This is a genomic window from Pseudomonas sp. QC2 (assembly GCF_002859085.1).
Classification (GTDB): Bacteria; Pseudomonadota; Gammaproteobacteria; order Pseudomonadales; family Pseudomonadaceae; genus Aquipseudomonas; species Aquipseudomonas petroselini.
Genome location: NZ_PKKS01000023.1, coordinates 755,714 through 774,599 on the forward strand (window position 1 = coordinate 755,714; position 18,886 = coordinate 774,599).

Sequence of the window (18,886 nt, forward strand, 5' to 3'; positions counted from 1 at the left end):
CTGTGGCAAGTGTGTAGCGGAGTAACTGCTGACGCCGTGATGGCATGTTGCCGTGGAGAAAGGTCACAGGTGAGGGTGACGTGCATGGCATGGGAACAGTTAGGGCGCTGGTGGAATCGCTGCGCAATTGTTTCCAAGTGTGCCGGGACCGTAGATATCTGTTGTCTGGACTGCCGCACACGCGAGCAAACCCGCTCCCACCGTTGACCGTGCGCATCCTGCGGAAATGCGGTCAACTGCGGGCTTGCTCGCGAAGAGGGCAACGCGGCCTAGGCGGTTTTCCCGGTATGGTTATTCAACGAAATAACCTTGGTCTTGCCAATGCGGTGACGATAAATCTCGCGCAGGTACTTGATCGCTTTCTTCACGCAGTCCCGTGACAGGCGAATGTCATTGATCGACACGAACTTGTCTTTGTCGTTGATCAGCTCGCGGTACTTCTTCTCATACATCGGCTTGATCGCGTACCAGTTGGTATCGAGGATCTTTGCCGGGTTTTCGAACTCGTTGAGCAACTCGTCGATGCGGTCTTCATCGAAGTCTTCGTGGATGATGAAGTCCAGGATCGAGTTGTCCAGCGTGTCATCGAAGCGGTACGGGTTACGTGCAAAGCAGCGCTTGATAAAGGCCACGATCAACGTGAGGAAGTCATCCGATAGGCACGGGCTTTTCGCGATCAGGGTGGTCAACGACAGGTTGGCCGAGGCTCCGATCACCAGCGCGTAGCGCTTGAGGGTGGTGTTGGGGAACAAGCTGTTGAGGTGGGTCTTGAGCCGGTTCAGGTCCATGTAGGACAGCTTGTAGTCCTTGGGCAGCGACACGATGGACACCACCGACGAGCAGTTTTTGAAGAAATGCAGGTCATGCAGCGCGGCCGCGTCGTAGCCGGAGTTCTTGTACTGCTCCAGGGAGGCCTTGTAGCGCTTGGATTCGATCGGCAGCAAGCTGATGCCTTCGATGGCCTGGGTGACCTTGTTGAAGTGCGGCAGGTCGATGGAGCGGAAGAACAGGTCGTCGATGTTCAGGCGCTGGGGCTCTTTCTCGAAGACCTTGAATTTGTCATTCGACGGTGCCGGCGTTTCCGGGACCACTGACTCGGCGTAGGCAATCGCCACCGGGCCGGCCAGGCTCATGAACAGGTCATTGGCATCCAGGCGAATGGTTTCGCCGATGTCGATACCGGCGCGGCGGAAGTAGTTCTGGTCGTAGTCGGTGGTCACGGCCTGGGCCGTGAGGATGTTGAAGATCTGCTGGGAAATATACTGGTTGGCGTGTTTTTCCATGGCATTGACGTCAATGTTCTGGATATTGCCGTCATCGCTTTCTTCGGCATAACGCATGATGTCGTTGGAGATCAGCATCATCGCGTTCCACGGCCGGATACGGCCCTTCACACTGGCTTCGCTGCTGTCTTCATTGGCGAAGTTGTACGAGAAATCCCATTCTTCCGACAGGTATTTGCACAGCAGCCGTCCGGCGTTGATGTGCAGCGCCTCGGACATTTCGCTGCGGTGGTCGGAGATATTCGGTAGCACGCAAATGCCGCTGGTGAAGATCGGCTCGAACACAAAGGCGTGGCCGCTCTTGCTGTCGTGCTCGTCGGCGGGCTTGGTGTCGAACGTCTTGTTCATGTACGAGTGCTGCTGGGCCAGGCCGAACTCCGAGGCCATGCCTGAGCCGGTACCGCCGCCGGCGCTGAAGATTGAGAAGTACAGGCGCGACTGGTTGGCCTTGATGCCGCAGGAGTCGATCAAATACGAGTGGATCATCTTCCAGTCGGGGCTGGAAAAACGCTGGGTGTCTTTGTTGAGGATGATCTTGGCCAGGTACTGGCCGAGGATCGGCGCGTTACCGGCGCCACCGGCGTGGACCTCCGACAGGTCCATGATTTTCATCTTGCTGTAGTCACGCAGGAAACCGCTTTTCTCGCCCTTGCGCGAAAAACGGATGCGCCCGGCGATGTCCTTGTCCAGGTCGCCGAGCATCACCAGCGGTTCTACCAGGAACACCGGTTTGCTGGCCTTGCCGCTGCCCAGGCGCAGGTTGTTGCGGATCCACTGGGCCGGGCTGTAACCCTTGTCCTGTGATTTATCTTCGTTGCTGAACTCGTTCAAGTAGAACTTGCGGGCGTTGTACACCAGCTCCGCTACATCCAGCGCGATGTTCGAACCGCAACGGCCCAGGCCGATCAGGCACACCGACGGGAATTCCTGCTCGGTGCGCGGATCGCTGTCGCCTTCCAGGTGGGGCGGGCGAGGGAACACCATGTCGCGCAGGCCATCAAGGTTGTCGAGGATGCGGTCGGTATTGGTTTCGGTGAAATACAGGTATTGCTGAGTGGCCAGCGGGCGGGCGGTGCTCAATGACTTTGAACCTGAGGGTTTTTCCGCAGGAGCTGGGAGCAACACGTCGGATACCACGGTGGCAGAGTTATTTTTAGAAGTCATTGTGCGCCATGTGCCTGGGCGGATGGCTGAAAAGTATCAAATGGCCATCACGGAATGGGAGTTCGCGACTTTGCAGTGCGTCCTTGTCCGGGACGATCGGGCTTGACCCTGTTGTGCTCAGGGAAAACCTGGCCGGACTCTGATGAATCGGCCGTTCGTCGGCGTTCTTTAGGCAAATGATGGCGAAATGCCAAAGTTTAGGCGTCAGCGAATTGGCCTGACGATGGACGTGTTGCCTTTGCGCGTGGGAGCAGGCTCTTTCGGTGCGCTGCTGTCTTTGGCGCCCACCAGGCTGTGCGGATAGAGTGGGTTGCGCAAGTTGATACCCTGCATGACACCGATGATGTCGCTGGCGGGCACTGCCGGGCTCAAGAGGTAGCCTTGGACGAAATCACAGCCATGCTTGAGCAACAGCTCGAACTGCGCCTGGGTTTCCACGCCTTCGGTGACGACCTCCAGGTGCAGGGTATGGGCCATGCCAATAATCGCCTGGACAATCTCGATATCGGCGGTGGACTTGGGAATGTCCTGGATAAACGAGCGGTCGATCTTCAAGGTGTTGAGGGGAAGGCGCTTGAGGTAGGCCAGGGACGAATAGCCGGTACCAAAGTCGTCGATGGCCAGCGACACGCCTAGCGCGCGGATTTGCCGCAGCAGCGCCAGGGTGCTGCTGATGTTGCCCATCAGCGCGTTTTCGGTGACTTCCAGTTCCAGGCGGTTGGCGGCAATTGCACTGAAACGCAGCGCATCCTCGATTTCGTCCGCTAGTTCATCCCGGGCCAGGTTAAGGGCCGAGCAGTTCACCGCCATGGTCAATTCGGTATAGCCCCGGTCAGACAGCAGGCTCAGGTCATGACAGGCTTGGCGCAGCACCCAGTGGTCCAATTCGGCAATCAGCCCGTTGCTTTCGGCGATACCGATAAACCGGTCCGGCGCCAGCAGCCCATGCTGTGGGTGTTGCCAGCGCACCAGGGCTTCCAGCCGTGTGACCTTGCCCAGTTTCATGTCAAATATCGGTTGGTAGAACAGCACCAGTTGGTTACGGGTGCGCAGGGCGCCGCGCAGTTCTTCTTCCAGTTGCAGTTCGAGGAAGGCTCGGGTTTTCAGGTTGGAACTGAAGAAGTTCAGGCTGTTGCGCCCCGCGTCCTTGGACTGGTACAGCGCCAGGTCAGCGGTTTTGAGCAACTCTTCGCAGGTCAGGCCGTCATCGGGATACAGGCTGATGCCGATGCTGGTGGTCATCACCATACGGCGGCCAGCCAGTTCGATGGGCTCCTTCATCTTTTGCATGATGCGCTGGGCCAGGTGCCGGGCTTCGTCGCGGTGGTGAATGCTGATCAGAATGCAGAACTCATCACCGCCAAACCGCGCCACCACATCCGCATGGCTGCGCACCGAGCCCTTGATATGCGCGGCCAGCACGGTGAGTAATTGGTCACCGGCGTCATGCCCGAGGCTGTCATTGATGCGCTTGAAGTGGTCGATATCGAGGAAGATCACTGCCATCATGCCGTTTGACGCGGCTTTTTCGGCGAGTTTCTCCGCGAAGATCTGATTGAAACCCCGCCGATTGAGCAGGCTGGTCAAGGCGTCGTAATGGGCTACCTGTTGCAGGGAGGCGCGGGCCTGGTCCAGTTCGCTGAGCAGGGCATTGACCCGGCGCAGGTCGCGTTCTTTGTGTTGCAGCTTCTTGTCGGCCAGGGCGGCGCTGATGCTGCTGCCAATGACCAGCAGGGTAATGACCGCCACCGACAACCCCAGTTGAATGGGGTTGTTATCCGAAGGCAGTGAGAGGTCAGCGCCGGCGGGGACGATCAACTGCAGGGCCGCCATGCCCGTAAAATGCATGCTCAGGATTCCCGCGCCCAGGACCAGGCTGGCGGCGTATTTGAGCAGTTGATGAAACACGCCGGTGCCCGTGCGCAAGTGACTCGACAGCAACAACGCGGCCAGGCTCGCACCCATGGCGATGCCCACCGAGGCCAGGAACAATCCCGAGTCGAAATACAGTTGGGCCTGGGAACGCATGGCCGACATGCCCACGTAGTGCATCAAGGCGATGCCGATCCCCATCCATATAGACGCCAGCACATACTGGTGGAAGCGTAGGCTGGAATGACTGAGCGTTTGCATGGCAAACAGCGACGCGATCAGGGCGATCATCAAGGACGCGAACGTCATCAACAGGTCGTAGTGAATCGCGATTGGCGCCTGGAAGGCCAGCATGCTGATGAAGTGAGTGGACCAGATCCCGCCTGCCAGGCAGCCGGCGCCGAGCCAGCGCCAGTGGCGTCTTGCGGTAGGGTCCTCGACGTGGCCGACGCGCTCGGCCATGTCCAGCGTGCCGAAACCCGCCGCGCAAGCGACCAGGTAGGCCAGGAGTACCAGGAAGGGGTTATGACTGCAATTGAGTAATAAGTGCCCGCTCTCTGGAAGTCCGGTAAAAAAATGCAGACCTAGCCATTCCATAGCATGTCCCGTCATAGAGTCACGTCACTGCCTACGGCGATGACCTATGAGGTCCAGTATAGAAGCCTCGCGGAATTTGCCACGAATAATGGCACATTGCTGTGAACCATTTTGGCATGCCTCCCATAGCTTTTGATGCTAAGCGCTGATGGGCAGTGTCAACTCGAAGGGGGCTTCCAGGGGGGCCAGGCCAAACGCTGCGCGTGCGGCATCGCAATCGACGTTTTGTACGCCTTGGTACCACGAGGACTCGAATTCGCGGCATACGCTCGAACGCTGCTCGTAGATCGTGCAACGGGTGGCCTGGCCCACTTCACCCTCAAGGCTGCAACAGCGCGCAGGTTTCTGGTCGGTGCCGATCATTGCCACGCGGGTCGGGTTGATTTGCACCACCAAGTCATCGGGCACCGTGCCTCCCGACGAGGCGCATTCACCCCAGAAGAAAGACACACGAAAGTGTGAACAACAGGCACCGCAATTCAGACACGGACTGGCTTCGGACATGGGCGTCATCGATAAGAAAAGTAGAATGGGGTGTTACAGGAAGGCTCGCCATTCTATCCGTGCCATGGCCATTGGGAAGAGGGGACAGAACTTATATTTTCCGTAGGGAAAGTCCCAGGATGCCGGGTGAAATCATGCCCTATCAGCTTTACGAATCATTACAGACAAGCCTCGCCCGCCTGACTATGTTGCAGGTACCGGGCAGGATGCATCGGGCATCGCAGCTCTCATAACAATAAAAGAGACGGACCCATGCAGAACTCGACCCAAGCGGCGAATGCCTGGCGCATTCTGTTCCTGCTGTTCCTCGCCAATCTGTTCAACTTCTTCGATCGCACCATTCCCGCGATCATCATCGAGCCAATCCGCATGGAATGGCACCTGAGTGACTTCCAGCTCGGCATCATCGGCACCGCTTTCACCATCGTCTACGCCATTGCCGGCCTGCCGCTCGGGCGACTGGCCGATACCGGCTCGCGCAGCAAACTGATGGGGTGGGGCCTGTTCGCCTGGAGCGGGCTGACGGCGGTGAACGGTCTGGTCGGCAGTTTCTGGACGTTTTTGCTGGTGCGCATGGGCATTGGCATTGGCGAAGCCAGCTATGCGCCAGCCGCCAACTCATTGATTGGCGACCTGTTCCCGGCGCACCGCCGCGCGCGGGCCATGGGGATTTTCATGCTGGGGCTGCCGTTGGGTCTGTTGCTGGCGTTCTTCACCATCGGTTGGATGGTCAAGGCGTTCGACAGCTGGCGTGCACCCTTCTTTATCGCGGCGGTGCCGGGGCTGATCCTTGCTGTGTTCATGTTCTATATCAAGGAGCCCAAGCGCGGCGCGGCGGAAACCGTGCAGGTTTCACAGGAACGCGTCGACCGCCCGATCCGCCGCGTGCTGGCGGTGCCGACCTTCCTGTGGCTGGTGCTGGCCGGGTTGTGCTTCAACTTCGCGACCTATGCCTGCAACTCATTCCTGGTGCCGATGTTGCAGCGTTATTTCCTGATGCCGTTGCAGGATGCCGCCGTGGCAACCGGGGTGATCGTCGGCCTGACCGGCCTGGTGGGCCTGACCCTGGGTGGCTGGATCGCCGACAAGATCCATCAGCGTGTCGCCAACGGCCGGCTGCTGTTCGCTGCGTTCAGCCTGATCATCTCCACCGTGACCACGGCCTGGGCGTTGCACGCCGGGCGCATTGAGATTGGTGTGTTTGTGGCGTTGTTCAGTGTGGGCTGGCTGTTCGCCTATAACTTCTACACCTGCGTGTACACGGCGATCCAGGATGTGGTCGAACCGCGCCTGCGGGCCACGGCGATGGCGCTGTTTTTTGCCGGGCTGTATTTGTTGGGTGGCGGCATGGGGCCGATCGTTGTAGGGGGCTTGTCCGACCATTTTGCTCATTCGGCGATGTATGCGGCGGGGGCGGAGCAGATGACCGAGGCTTACAAGGCGGTGGGGTTGCATGACGCCATGTACCTGATTCCGGTGGCGTTGTTCCTGACCATGCTGTTTCTGTTCCAGGCGTCGCGCAGCTTTGTGCGGGATGCCAAGAAGATGAAAGAGGGGTTGAGCGGGGTGGAGGTACCTGCTGCGGCGGTTGCTGTTTGAGACCGCAGTGACGCCATCGGGGGCAAGCCCCCTCCCACATTTGACTGCGTTCACAAATCAACGTGTGGGAGGGGGCTTGCCCCCGATGAGGCCCTCAAGACAAAGAAAGAAGGTAGCTATTAACCGGCGACCAGAACCCGAATCGCTTCCAAGCGCAGCGCCGCCTTATCCAGCATGGCCAGGCCTTGCTCGCGTTGGGTGCGCAGGGCAACCAGCTCGCTGTCGCGTACGGTCGGGTTGACCGCTTGCAGCGCGGTCAGGCGCGCCAGCTCTTCGTCGGTGTCTGCCGCCAGGCGGCGTTTGGCCTCGGCTACGCGCTCGGCGTGGCGTGGGGTGATCTTCTCTTCACCGGCGTTGATCCGCGGCGTCAGCTGGTCGCGCTGGGCCTGGATGAACTTGTTGGCGCTGGCACGTGGCACGCTTTCCAACTGGTCGTTGAGGGTTTCGAAGGTCACACGGCCGGACAGGTCGTTGCCATTGGCATCCAGCAGGCAGCGCAGGGCGGCCGGTGGCAGGTAGCGGCCCAGTTGCAGTGAGCGCGGGGCAACCACTTCGCTGACGTAGAGCAGTTCCAGCAACACGGTGCCCGGCTTGAGCGCCTTGTTCTTGATCAACGCCACGGCGGTGTTGCCCATTGAACCGGACAGCACCAGGTCCATGCCGCCCTGCACCATCGGGTGTTCCCAGGTGATGAACTGCATGTCTTCGCGCGACAGTGCCTGGTTACGGTCGTAGGTGATGGTCACGCCTTCGTCGTCGCCCAGAGGGAAGCTGGCGTCGAGCATTTTTTCGCTGGGCTTGAGGATCAGCGCGTTTTCCGAATGGTCTTCACTGTCGATGCCGAATGCGTCGAACAGGGTTTCCATGTAGATCGGCAGGGCGAACTGATCGTCTTGCTCGAGGATGTCTTCCACCAGCGCATCACCTTCGCCTGCGCCGCCGGAGTTGAGCTCCAGCAGACGGTCGCGGCCGGTGTGCAGCTCCTGTTCCAGACGCTCGCGCTCGGCACGGGCCTCGTCGATCAGGGCTTGCCACTCGCCGTCGTCGGCGTTTTCCAGCAGCGGCAGCAGGCGTGGACCGAACTGATGCTGCAAGGCGTTGCCGGTCGGGCAGGTGTTGAGGAACGCGTTCAGCGCTTCGTGGTACCACTGGAACAGGCGCTCTTGCGGGCTGGTTTCCAGGTACGGCACGTGCAGTTCGATCACGTGTTTCTGGCCGATCCGGTCCAGACGGCCGATCCGCTGTTCCAGCAGGTCGGGGTGGGACGGCAGGTCGAACAGCACCAAGTGGTGGGAGAACTGGAAGTTACGGCCTTCACTGCCGATTTCCGAGCAGATCAGCACCTGGGCGCCGAATTCTTCATCGGCGAAGTAGGCGGCGGCGCGGTCACGCTCGAGGATGTTCATGCCCTCGTGGAACACTGTGGCCGGGATGCCGGAGCGCACGCGCAGGGCGTCTTCCAGGTCCATGGCGGTTTCGGCGTGGGCGCAGATCACCAGGACCTTGGTGCGCTTGAGCATTTTCAGCTGGTCGATCAGCCACTCGACCCGTGGGTCGAAGCGCCACCAGCGGTGTTCTTCTTCGACGTCCGGCTGCGACTGGAAGCTGACTTCCGGGTACAGCTCGGCGTGTTCGCCCAGCGGCAACTCCATGTACTCGTCCGGGTTCGGCAACGGGTAGGCGTGCAGCTTGCGCTCCGGGAAGCCTTGCACGGCGGCGCGGGTGTTGCGGAACAGCACGCGGCCGGTGCCGTGGCGGTCGAGCAGCTCACGCACCAGGCGCGCGCTGGCTTCGGTGTCGCCATCGTTGACGGCGGTCAGCAGTGCTTCGCCTTCATTGCCGAGGAAACCCTGGATAGTCTCGTGGGCCTTGGGGGACAAGCGGCCCTTGTCGAGCAACTCCTGCACGGCTTCGGCCACCGGGCGATAGTTCTCGCTCTCGGCGCGGAAGGCGTGCAGGTCGTGGAAACGGTTCGGGTCGAGCAGGCGCAGGCGCGCGAAGTGGCTGTCCTGGCCGAGTTGCTCGGGGGTAGCGGTGAGCAGCAGCACGCCGGGAATCACTTCGGCGAGTTGTTCGACCAGCGAATATTCGGCGCTGGCTTTGTCTTCATGCCACACCAAGTGGTGGGCTTCGTCGACCACCAACAGGTCCCAACCGGCCGCGAACAGCGCGTCCTGGGCCTTTTCGTCGTCGACCAGCCATTCCAGGGCCACCAGGGCCAACTGGGTGTCTTCGAACGGGTTGGTCGCATCGCTTTCGATAAAGCGCTCTTCATCGAACAGCGCGACCTGCAGGTTGAAGCGGCGGCGCATTTCCACCAGCCACTGGTGCTGCAGGTTTTCCGGTACCAGGATCAACACGCGGCTGGCGCGGCCCGACAGCAATTGGCGATGGATCACCAGGCCGGCTTCGATGGTCTTGCCCAAGCCGACTTCGTCAGCCAGCAATACCCGTGGCGCGATACGGTCAGCGACTTCACGGGCGATGTGCAATTGGTGAGCGATAGGTTGCGCACGCACGCCACCCAGGCCCCACAACGAAGACTGCAATTGGCGGCTGGTGTGTTCCAGCGTGTGGTAACGCAGCGAGAACCAGGCCAGCGGGTCGATCTGCCCGGCGAACAGGCGGTCGCTGGCCAGGCGGAACTGAATGAAGTTGGACAGTTGGGTTTCCGGCAGGGTGACCTGCTCGTGCTGCCCATTGAGGCCGTGGTACACCAGCAGGCCGTCGACATCGTCGACTTCCTGCACGGTCATTTTCCAGCCTTCGAAATGGGTGATGGAGTCACCCGGCGAGAACCTCACGCGGGTGAGGGGCGCATTCCGTAGCGCATACTGGCGGGTGTCGCCAGTGGCCGGATAGAGCACGGTCAACAAGCGGCCGTCCTGTGCCAGAACGGTGCCTAACCCCAGCTCTGCTTCGCTGTCACTAATCCAGCGTTGCCCCGGTTGATACTGCTGCGCCATGCTGCCTGACTCCCGCCGTGAAAAAGCCGACTATCTTAACGGAACAAGCCCCCACGCCCAAGGACTCTGACAAAAACTACTCCCTGGGGGTGGCACATCGGAAGCTGAATCGACGGGTGGCGGGCACTTGCGAGTGTCGACTGGGTCACAGGTTGGCGAGCTTGCGCTCAAGTCACCCTGCAACCCGCCGACAGCCTGTTGATCAGGAGAATAATCACTATGCTGCCACCCATGCTGCCCGTCAGCGTTGTGCCGGTCACGTCACAACTCGATCCGGTACGTCAGAAGCCGGATATCCCGCCCGTGGTGCCAGTGCAACCGGGCTCCAACGAAAGCACCATCGACCTGAAAAAGGGCGATGCCGAGACGTCGACGTTTTTGCTGCGTGAAGAACAACGTCGCCAGCAGGAACAACAGAAACGCCGGCGTGAAGCCGAGGACGACCCGGAGCAGCACCTGGCCATTCCGGGGGATGTGCTCAACGCCGACAATACGGTGCCGGTGATACCGCTGATCGAAGATGCGCCACGCCAGGGCCTGTGGGTGGACGTCGAGGTTTAGTCGTGCAGTGCCCGCAGGGCCGTTATCAGCACCTCGATCTCGTGTTCGGTATTGAGCGGGCTGACAGAAATCCGCGCCACGCTTTCAAGGCCCCGCGCCTGCATATCCAGCGGCGTATAGGCGACACCGTTGGCCCCGATGTTGATGCGCTTCAACCCCAGGCGCCGCTTGAGTTCAAAGGCGTCCCAACCCGCCAGGTTGAAGGCGATCAAGCCTGACTGGTGAGTGCCCAAGTCATGCAGGGTAATGCCCGGAACCCCACGCAACGCTTCGCGGATTCGCTCGCTGGTCTGCGAAACCCTTTCCCATAGGCGCTCGATTCCCAGCCTGTTCATCTCGTGCAACGCATTGCCCAGCCCCGCCAGCAAGGCGAAGGATGTTTCGCTGGTTTCAAAGCGCCGTGCGTCCTGGCGCAGGTCGAACCCCTGGGCGGTCCAGGGCGCTGAAAACACGTCACGCTGAACAGGGTTCAAGCGCTCAAGAAAAGCCGGTCGCACATACAACAGCGCGGTGCCTCGTGGCCCACGCAGGTGTTTGCGCCCGGCTGACTTGAGCACGTCACAGTGCAGCGCTTGCACATCCACCGGCAGTTGGCCGACGGCTTGGCCGGCGTCGATGAAGTAGGGGATGGCGTGACGCCTGGCCACTTCGCCGATGGCCTGGGCGGGGTTGATCAGGCCGCCGTTGGCCGGGAGCCAGGTGAGGTCGATCAACTTCACGCGAGCGTCGATCATCGACTCCAGCGCCACTGGGCAGACTGCGCCGCTGTCGTCGCAGGGGATGACCTCCACCCGAGCGCCTGCTTGCACCGCCCCTTCCATGCTGGCCAGGTTACCGCCCCATTCGTGGCGGCCGACCAGAATGCGATCGCCCGGCTGCCACGGCCCCAAGGCTTGGAACGCCATGCTCCATGCGGTCGAGCCACTGCCGGCAAACGCGATGGATGAGACCGGGGCGTTAAGCAGTTGCGCGGCGGCACGGCGGGCTTTTTCCACCAAGACGGCGCCATGCTCGGCGGCTTCCATTGGGCCCTCGCGGGCTTCCCGTTGCAGGTGTTCGATGATCGCATCGAGGGTCGCCTGGCTCGGCAGCGAGGCACCGGCGTGGTTGAAGTGCACGATGCCGGACTGGCAACCAGGCGTGTTGTCCCGCAGGTGCTGAACGTCGAGCGGGCTCATGGGCGCAGCTCGAAAATGGCATCGACCTCCACCGCCACGCCGGCCGGCAGGCTGGAAACGCCTACGGCGGTGCGCACATGCCGGCCCTTTTCGCCAAGGGCGTTGACCAGCAAGTTGGAGGCGCCGTTGGCGACCACGCTCTGTTGTTTGAAGTCAGCGCCGCTGGCGATAAACACCCCCAGGCGCACGGTGCGTACCAGTCGTGAGAGGTCATCACCGAGGGCATCGCTCAACTGCCCCAGCAGGCCCAGGGCCGCGAGTTCTGCCGCGTATGCGCCTTCCTCATCGCTGATGGACTCGCCCAACCGGCCGACGTAGGCCGGTTTGCCGTCCACCAGCGGAATCTGACCGGAGACGAACAGGTGGTTCTGGCTGACGACGTGGTTGATGTAATTGGCAATCGGCTGGCTGGGCGTAGGCAGCGCGAGGCCGAGGGCGTGCACGCGTTGGCGGAGGGAGTCGCTCATGATCAATCCTCTGGGTTCAAGAGGTTTCAGCATGTTGGCTGTATCGAAGGGCGACAAACGGATAGATCTCACGCGACCTATCGAAATAACTCACGCGTCGGCGCAGGCTTCCTTCAACCACTGGCTGAAACACGCGGCAGCTTCACTGGCGGGACCTTGAGGGGCGATGAGCCAGTAACCGATGTCGCTGTGGTAGGGCGGCCAATCGAACGCTTCTACCAGGCTGCCGTCCTGCAGCCTGCGTTCGATCAGGCGATGACGGCCCATGGCGATGCCTTGGCCGGCCACGGCGGCTTCGACCACGATGTTGTAGTCGTGCATCATCACGCGGGGATGGTGGGCGAGGTCGACTTGGTAGTGCTCGGACCAATCGGTCCATTCAAAAGGGCGGTGCGACGTCGCCATCAGCAGCGGGCTGTCCTGCCGTACCTTGAACGCAGGGCTGCACACCGGGGAGATGACTTCCGGCATCAGTCGCGTGGCCTGCACGTCGGGCCAATCACCCTTGCCATAGCGGATGGCCAGGTCGACCTCAGCGCCAGCGACGTTCGCGAGTTGAATGGCCGGCAATAGCTCCACCTGGATAGGGGGGTAGCGATTGAGGAACCCAGCCAGACGCGGCGCCAGCCACAAGGTGGCGAAGGACGCCAGCAAGCCGATGCGTAACACGCTGGCGCTGGGGGTGGCCCGTTGGGCGCGGGTGGCCGCGGCGATGGCGTCGAGCGCCGGGCGGATTTCGTCGTAGTACTGTTGGCCGTCGGCGGTCAGGTCGATCGCGCGCGTGCGTCGGATAAACAGCGGTTTATCCAAGTACTGCTCAAGTTTCTGCACCTGGTGACTCAGGGCACTCTGGGTCACCGACAACTCGTTCGCGGCCTTGATAAAACTCAAATGCCGCGCCACGGCTTCGAAGGCGCGCAGGGCCAGCAACGGCGGAAGGTCCTTGTGCAGTGCCACCTGGGTGCGTCTCCGGGTCTGGAAAAGTAGCGATTTTGGGCGATGGCCTGCCTTTTGTCGCTGGCTGATTTGCCGTTGGGCGGGGGAGGCCGCATTATTGGGCCATTCCCTCCACGACGTAAGCCAAGCCATGAGTGAAGACGACAAGCTGATCGACCTGAATGCCGAACGCGCCAAGCGCGTGCATGACCTCAATGACAAGCGCCTGAATGAAGTGCGCCAGGCCTTCGAACAGGCAATGCCGCTGGGTAAAGTGAAGAAGAAACCGAAGAACAAGCCGAAAAAGCGTTGAAACAGCCTGCATCCATTGATGCAGGTCAGTTATTGCCCTTCTTTACGCTCCGTCGTGGGCGACATTGATCCCCGTCAATTTTCCAATCCGCCTTCTGCATTAACTTAGCCCTATCGCAACAGGGCAAGTGCAGGAGGCCGGTCATGTTTATCGATAATGTGGTGTTTGCCGGAGTGCTGACTGTGAGCCTCATGGTGATGTTTTTTGTAGGGTTTGGAATTTTTATCTGGAAAGACGCGAACAAGCGTAAAAAACCATAGGTTTTTCCGGGTTACATGAGCACGCAAGGCATTTTGGGCGACTTCGGTCGCCCTTTTTTTGCCTGCGATTTGATAATCAACACAGGGACAATAGGTGGGTTTGGAATTGGGCAATAAAAAAGGTGCGAACCTCGCGGATCGCACCTTTTTTTGTGCAGGCGGCTATCAGCTGCCGAGTGCCTTGGACGCCAACCAGAACAACCCGGCCGATAGGGCCACGGTGGCTGGCAGGGTCAGCACCCAGGCCATCAGGATCGTTTTAACGGTGCCGCCTTGCAGGCCGCTTTTATTGGCGACCATGGTACCGGCCACACCCGACGACAGCACGTGGGTGGTGGACACCGGCAGTGCGAAGATATTGGCAAAGCCAATCATGGTCGCAGTGGTGATCTGCGCCGACATGCCTTGGGCATAGGTCATGCCCTGCTTGCCGATCTTCTCGCCGATGGTCAGTACCACACGCTTCCAGCCCACCATGGTGCCCAGGCCCAAGGCCAGTGCGACGGCGAGGATTACCCAGAACGGTGCGTATTCGGTGGTGGCGGTCAGGTCTTTGCGCAACTTGTCGAGGTCGGACTTCTCACGTGCCGGCAGGCCTGGCAATTTGCCGACTTTCTTCGCGGTGTCGTCCAGGCAGAGCAGGTAGCGGCGTACTTCGATACGGTGATCGGCCGTCAGCGAATGGTAGTCGGAGACACCTTTCAACGTACCCAGCAACGCATTGATGGTCGGCTCGGTCTGTTGCGGGTTGCAACGGAATTTGCCCGGCAGGTCGTCCTTCACGCTTTTGCCCAAGGCCAGGAATTCACCCAGGGTCTCATGGTTGCGCTGGTAGAACTGGTTCAGGTGCAAGGTGGCGTCGCGGGTACGCTCGATCTGGTAGGTGGTGCTGCCCAGGTCGAGTACGAACTGCGCCGGCACGATACCGATCAGCACCAGCATGATCAGGCCGATGCCTTTCTGACCGTCGTTGGAGCCGTGCACGAAACTCACGGCCATGGCGGAAATCACCAGGACCAGGCGGTTCCAGAACGGCGGGTGCTTCTTGTCATCAAGCTTGCGGCGCTGGTCCGGGGTCTTGTGCATCTTGGACAGCGGACGCCACCACTTCAGGCCGAGCAGCACCAGGGCTGCGACCAGGAAGCCGGCCATCGGCGAGAACACCAGCGATGCGCCGATATCCACCGCTTTCTGCCAGTTCACACCGTCAGCCAGGGGGATGTCGTTGATCAGGGCGTTGGCCAGGCCGACACCGAGGATCGAGCCGATCAGGGTGTGGGAGCTGGAGGCTGGGATACCGAAGTACCAGGTGCCCAGGTTCCAGGTGATCGCCGCAGCCAATAAAGAGAAGACCATCGCCAAGCCATGGCCGGTGTTCACATTGATCAGCAACTCCACCGGCAGCAAATGCACGATGGCGTAGGCGACACCGACACCACCGAGCAATACGCCGAGGAAGTTGAACACCCCGGAGAAGAACACGGCCAGGTGCGGCGGCATGGCTTTGGTATAGATGACTGTGGCCACCGCGTTAGCGGTGTCATGAAAGCCATTGATGAACTCGAAGGCGAGGACAAAGGCCAGGGCGAGCAGCAGGCTCACGAGAACCCAAGCATCCAGTCCGCTGAATAAATCGATCATGAAGGTTTTCTGACCCGGTCGTAAGGGGGCGCGATTATGCCAGAAAACCTCAGTAATCGATGCACTAGCTGCTCATCGGTAAGCATCTTCCCTGAAAAAAACCTCGGGAAAGGGGTGCATCCCAGGGTTTTCGGGGCTTTGGCAAGTCTTTGATTTATAAAGCAGAGGGCCCGCAGGGCGGGTGATTGTCACAAAATCGTCACGCCAGAAACATTTGTATGAAATTTTACTGTTAGTGGTGGGATGCAGGGTGGCTGACTGCTAGCTATGTGCCAGCAGTCAAGACCATAACCTTGGGGTCAAACCGAATCGCTTATGGCTCTTCGGATTTGAGTTCCTGTTCAATCTTTTGGATTTCCTGGGCAAATGCCTGGTCGAGCAGGCTGGCTCGTTTGCGCCATGGTTTGCGTTCAGGTTCAGGCTGGGCGGCGTAGGTGGTGACTTCCCCGCCGTAAACGTCCTTGTAACGTTGCTCCTGGCGCTCAAGTTCCGCGCGCAGTTCATCTTTCGTCACATCGTTACCTAATTGAGTTGAGTGTAAATACGTTGCAGCGTTATGCCGGAATGCGCCCTCGGGGTGTTTCAAGTTGACCCGTGGAAACGTTCAACTTTGGACCCTGCAGGGGCGGCACTTGTTTAGTGCAGACATTCGAGACAGATAGTTGCGACCGATAATGCACGGCCTGTGCATCATCTAGTGGGCGCCGGTTCCGATACTGCAAACCGGGCGAACCTGCGCATAGAGTGCATTATAGCGATGCATTTGAATAACACTATCGGCATAAAGTTAAAAACCGTCAACTTTGTGTGAGTGTTTTGTTACACGGACGCGCCGGTAATTGCGCAAATTCTGGCGTCATAAATTCCACCTAAGTTCAGGCATTATGTTCGCCGCTCTTTTAATGTCACTGCAGCCTGGTATGGCTGGGTGCCAGAAAATTGCGATAATCGAATGATCGTCCGATAATCGCACAATGTTATCGGCACTGTCTTGTGCAGGCCGGCTGACGCGGCTTGTAATAGCCATCTAACCTCCCCAGCGGTCGACAATAAGAGAAAGGATCCCGACATGAACGATCAATTGCGCAACTCTTTCGCGTCAGCGGCGCCGCCGATCGTTGCCTCTCCGGCCAAGCGTATCCAAGCGTTTACCGGTGATCCGGACTTCATGACCTCCCTGGCCCGTGGCCTGGCCGTGGTGCAGGCGTTCCAGGAACGCAAGCGCCACCTCACCATCGCCCAGATCAGCCACCGAACGGAAATCCCCCGCGCCGCCGTGCGCCGTTGCCTGCACACCTTGATCAAGCTCGGTTACGCCACCACCGACGGGCGGACCTATTCGCTATTGCCCAAAGTCCTGACCCTGGGCCATGCCTACCTGTCGTCCACACCGCTGGCGGTGTCGGCCCAACCCTACCTGGATCGCATGAGCGAGCAGCTCCACGAAGCCTGCAACATGGCGACACTCGAAGGTGACGACATCCTCTATATCGCCCGTTCGGCCACCACCCAGCGCCTGATTTCCGTGGACCTGTCGGTGGGAGGGCGGCTGCCGGCCTATTGCACCTCCATGGGCCGCATTTTGCTCGCGGCGTTGGACGATGCCTCGCTGCAGGACTACCTCGACCACGCCGACCTGCAAACCAAGACCAGCCGTACCCTCACGACGCCTGAGGCGCTGTTCGAATGCCTGCAACAAGTGCGTCAACAGGGCTGGTGCATCGTCGACCAGGAACTGGAGCAGGGCCTGCGTTCCATTGCGGTGCCGGTCTACGACGCGTCGGGCCAGGTGTTGGCCGCGCTGAACGTCAGCACCCATGCCGGGCGTGTCAGCCGCAGTGAGCTGGAACAGCGCTTCCTGCCGAGCATGCTCAGTGCCAGCCGCGAGTTGAGTGCGCAGCTGTTTGCCTAAGCTGTTCGGTGACCGCACAGAACCCGGGTTGATGAATTGACGGTGTTTCCCCTGGCTTATTAATGTGCGGCAGCGCTCGAAGGGGCGCCGAATAATAACGACGGCCCCAGGTCGTCAGCCCGCCATCGGTGTGGAAATAAAAATAATGAATCAGCCCTCTGTCGGTACTCCGTTGGACGTCCAGTCCTTCATCAATACCCAGCCTCTGTCACGTTATCAGTGGCGCGTGGTGATCCTGTGTTTCCTGATTGTTTTCCTTGATGGCCTCGACACCGCCGCCATGGGCTTTATCGCGCCTGCATTGTCCCAGGACTGGGGCATCGACCGCGCCAGCCTCGGCCCGGTGATGAGCGCCGCATTGATCGGCATGGTGTTCGGCGCGCTGGGCTCCGGCCCGCTGGCGGATCGTTTCGGGCGCAAGGTGGTGCTGGTAGGGGCGGTGCTGGTGTTTGGCGCGTTCAGCCTGGCGTCGGCCTACAGCAGCAACGTCGATCAGTTGCTGGTGCTGCGCTTTCTCACCGGGCTGGGTCTGGGCGCCGGCATGCCGAATGCCACGACCCTGCTGTCCGAATACACCCCGGAACGTCACAAGTCGTTGCTGGTGACCAGCATGTTCTGCGGCTTCAACCTTGGCATGGCCGGCGGCGGGTTCATCTCGGCCAAGCTGATCCCGGCGTTCGGCTGGCACAGCCTGCTGCTGATCGGCGGCGTCCTGCCATTGATCCTGGCGTTGGTATTGCTGGTGTGGCTGCCCGAATCGGCGCGTTACCTGGTGGTGCGCAATCGGGGGACCGACAAGGTGCGCAAAACCCTGTCACCCATCGAGCCCTCCATCGTCGCCCAGGCCACCCATTTCAGCGTGCCCGAGCAGAAAACCGTCAAGGCCCGTAACGTATTCGCGGTGATCTTTTCCGGTACCTACAGTGCCGGCACCTTGCTGTTGTGGCTGACCTACTTCATGGGCCTGGTGATCGTTTACCTGCTCACCAGCTGGCTGCCGACCCTGATGCGCGACAGCGGCGCCAGCATGGAGCAGGCGGCATTTATCGGCGCATTGTTCCAGTTCGGTGGTGTGTTGAGTGCAGTGGGTGTGGGGTGGGCGATGGACCGATTCAACCCGCACAAGGTCATCGGCACGTTCTACCTGTTGGCCGGGGTGTTTGCCTATGCGGTGGGGCAGAGCCTGGGCAATATCACCTTGCTTGCCACCCTGGTGCTGATCGCCGGCATGTGTGTCAACGGTGCGCAATCGGCGATGCCGTCCCTGGCCGCACGCTTCTACCCGACCCAAGGCCGCGCCACCGGCGTGTCGTGGATGCTCGGCATCGGTCGCTTCGGCGCGATCCTGGGGGCATGGATGGGCGCGACCTTGCTGGGACTGGGCTGGAACTTCGAGCAGGTGCTCACGGCGTTGGTGATTCCCGCCGCGTTGGCCACGGCCGCTGTCGTGATCAAAGGCATGGTCAGCCACGCTGACGCTACCTGACGGTGGCCGCTTCGCTTGTGGGCGCTGGCTTACCTGCGATGCAGACGACTCGGTATGCCAGTGACACTGCGGCGATGCCATCGCAGGCAAGCCAGCTCCCACATTGACCGTGTTCCTCCAGATTATTAGCTAAGCAACAATTCGTTC

At 60.3% G+C, this 18,886-nt stretch carries 15 protein-coding genes; 6 read left to right on the forward strand and 9 right to left on the reverse strand.

Annotation, left to right across the window (positions count from 1 at the left end; genetic code table 11):
* Positions 1 to 269: 269 nt before the first annotated feature.
* From QCBJ_RS24335 to QCBJ_RS24345, 3 genes are all read right to left on the reverse strand, one after another.
* Positions 270 to 2,447 (reverse strand): hypothetical protein, encoded by a 2,178-nt coding sequence (locus QCBJ_RS24335; protein ID WP_012722655.1) that lies wholly within the window; start codon positions 2,445 to 2,447, stop codon positions 270 to 272.
* A 204-nt stretch (positions 2,448 to 2,651) separates the two neighbouring features.
* On the reverse strand, positions 2,652 to 4,916 hold the full coding sequence (locus QCBJ_RS24340; protein WP_102061760.1) for a bifunctional diguanylate cyclase/phosphodiesterase: 2,265 nt from the start codon (positions 4,914 to 4,916) through the stop codon (positions 2,652 to 2,654).
* Between the two features lie 138 nt (positions 4,917 to 5,054).
* Positions 5,055 to 5,420 (reverse strand): YkgJ family cysteine cluster protein, encoded by a 366-nt coding sequence (locus QCBJ_RS24345; RefSeq protein ID WP_012722657.1) that lies wholly within the window; start codon positions 5,418 to 5,420, stop codon positions 5,055 to 5,057.
* Between the two features lie 252 nt (positions 5,421 to 5,672).
* On the opposite strand from QCBJ_RS24345, the gene QCBJ_RS24355 reads away from it, so the two are divergent.
* The gene (locus tag QCBJ_RS24355; protein ID WP_012722658.1) at positions 5,673 to 7,019 is read left to right on the forward strand and encodes an MFS transporter; all 1,347 of its coding nucleotides are present in this window, start codon (positions 5,673 to 5,675) and stop codon (positions 7,017 to 7,019) included.
* A gap of 119 nt (positions 7,020 to 7,138) precedes the next feature.
* Here the strand turns inward: QCBJ_RS24355 and rapA are convergent, their stop codons facing one another.
* Entirely contained in the window at positions 7,139 to 9,985 is a 2,847-nt protein-coding gene (gene rapA / locus QCBJ_RS24360; protein ID WP_012722659.1) for an RNA polymerase-associated protein RapA, read from the reverse strand.
* Positions 9,986 to 10,204: 219 nt separating this feature from the next.
* On the opposite strand from rapA, the gene QCBJ_RS24365 reads away from it, so the two are divergent.
* Complete coding sequence (locus tag QCBJ_RS24365) at positions 10,205 to 10,546, forward strand: hypothetical protein (RefSeq protein ID WP_043204931.1); 342 nt, start codon at positions 10,205 to 10,207, stop codon at positions 10,544 to 10,546.
* On the opposite strand, the gene QCBJ_RS24370 is transcribed toward QCBJ_RS24365, so the two are convergent.
* The 3 genes from QCBJ_RS24370 to QCBJ_RS24380 form a co-directional block, all read right to left on the reverse strand.
* On the reverse strand, positions 10,543 to 11,724 hold the full coding sequence (locus tag QCBJ_RS24370; RefSeq protein ID WP_102061761.1) for an aminotransferase class V-fold PLP-dependent enzyme: 1,182 nt from the start codon (positions 11,722 to 11,724) through the stop codon (positions 10,543 to 10,545). The genes QCBJ_RS24365 and QCBJ_RS24370 overlap by 4 nt on opposite strands.
* The gene (locus QCBJ_RS24375) at positions 11,721 to 12,191 is read right to left on the reverse strand and encodes a RidA family protein (RefSeq protein WP_102061762.1); all 471 of its coding nucleotides are present in this window, start codon (positions 12,189 to 12,191) and stop codon (positions 11,721 to 11,723) included. Before QCBJ_RS24375 ends, QCBJ_RS24370 begins: the two co-directional genes overlap by 4 nt.
* Positions 12,192 to 12,281: 90 nt before the next feature.
* Complete coding sequence (locus QCBJ_RS24380; RefSeq protein ID WP_102061763.1) at positions 12,282 to 13,148, reverse strand: LysR substrate-binding domain-containing protein; 867 nt, start codon at positions 13,146 to 13,148, stop codon at positions 12,282 to 12,284.
* 130 nt (positions 13,149 to 13,278) lie between these two features.
* Between QCBJ_RS24380 and QCBJ_RS30235 the strand changes: the two genes are divergently transcribed.
* Together QCBJ_RS30235 and ccoM are read left to right on the forward strand one after the other, a co-directional pair.
* Positions 13,279 to 13,440, forward strand: a complete 162-nt coding sequence (locus QCBJ_RS30235; protein ID WP_017137225.1) for a hypothetical protein — start codon at positions 13,279 to 13,281, stop codon at positions 13,438 to 13,440.
* A 143-nt stretch (positions 13,441 to 13,583) separates the two neighbouring features.
* Complete coding sequence (gene ccoM / locus QCBJ_RS30580) at positions 13,584 to 13,700, forward strand: cytochrome c oxidase subunit CcoM (protein ID WP_010212341.1); 117 nt, start codon at positions 13,584 to 13,586, stop codon at positions 13,698 to 13,700.
* Between the two features lie 165 nt (positions 13,701 to 13,865).
* Here ccoM and QCBJ_RS24385 read toward each other — a convergent pair whose 3' ends face one another.
* On the reverse strand, positions 13,866 to 15,341 hold the full coding sequence (locus QCBJ_RS24385) for an inorganic phosphate transporter (RefSeq protein ID WP_012722665.1): 1,476 nt from the start codon (positions 15,339 to 15,341) through the stop codon (positions 13,866 to 13,868).
* Between the two features lie 313 nt (positions 15,342 to 15,654).
* Positions 15,655 to 15,855, reverse strand: coding sequence for a hypothetical protein (locus QCBJ_RS24390; protein ID WP_043204933.1), 201 nt, complete (start codon positions 15,853 to 15,855; stop codon positions 15,655 to 15,657).
* A gap of 555 nt (positions 15,856 to 16,410) precedes the next feature.
* Between QCBJ_RS24390 and pcaR the strand changes: the two genes are divergently transcribed.
* On the forward strand, positions 16,411 to 17,253 hold the full coding sequence (gene pcaR / locus QCBJ_RS24395; protein WP_012722667.1) for a pca regulon transcriptional regulator PcaR: 843 nt from the start codon (positions 16,411 to 16,413) through the stop codon (positions 17,251 to 17,253).
* A gap of 145 nt (positions 17,254 to 17,398) precedes the next feature.
* On the forward strand, positions 17,399 to 18,739 hold the full coding sequence (locus QCBJ_RS24400) for an MFS transporter (RefSeq protein ID WP_012722668.1): 1,341 nt from the start codon (positions 17,399 to 17,401) through the stop codon (positions 18,737 to 18,739).
* Positions 18,740 to 18,886 lie beyond the last annotated feature (147 nt).